The sequence below is a fragment of the Mesorhizobium sp. M1A.T.Ca.IN.004.03.1.1 genome, assembly GCF_003997555.1.
GTDB lineage: Bacteria > Pseudomonadota > Alphaproteobacteria > Rhizobiales > Rhizobiaceae > Mesorhizobium.
This window is the reverse complement of the sequence record NZ_RZTV01000196.1, coordinates 1-285: the sequence shown is the minus strand read 5'-3', so window position 1 is coordinate 285 and position 285 is coordinate 1. Positions and strand designations below refer to the sequence as shown.

General features: G+C 64.2%; 1 protein-coding gene. It reads right to left on the bottom strand.

The features are described 5' to 3' along the window. On the bottom strand, positions 1 to 285 hold a 285-nt coding region (locus EOD29_RS31310), incomplete at both ends, for a proline racemase family protein (RefSeq protein WP_206520535.1).

The window sequence follows — 285 nt, the reverse complement described above, 5'->3', positions numbered from 1 at the left end:
GATGAATCCATGCGCGAACGGATCGCGGTCGTCGATGAAGATGGTGTTCAATCCCGTCATGCGCGCCCAGCCGCCGATCGAGGGGATGATCGCCGGCTTGCCGGCCACGCTGACCTCTTTTTCGACCCTGCCCTTGAACAGCGAGCCGATGATCGATTCATGCACGAAACTGTCGCCGGGCTTGAGCTTGCCCTTGGCGTGGAGCTGCGCCATGCGCGCCGAGGTTCCGGTGCCGCAAGGCGAGCGGTCGATCGCCTTGTCGCCGTAGAAGACGGCGTTGCGCGC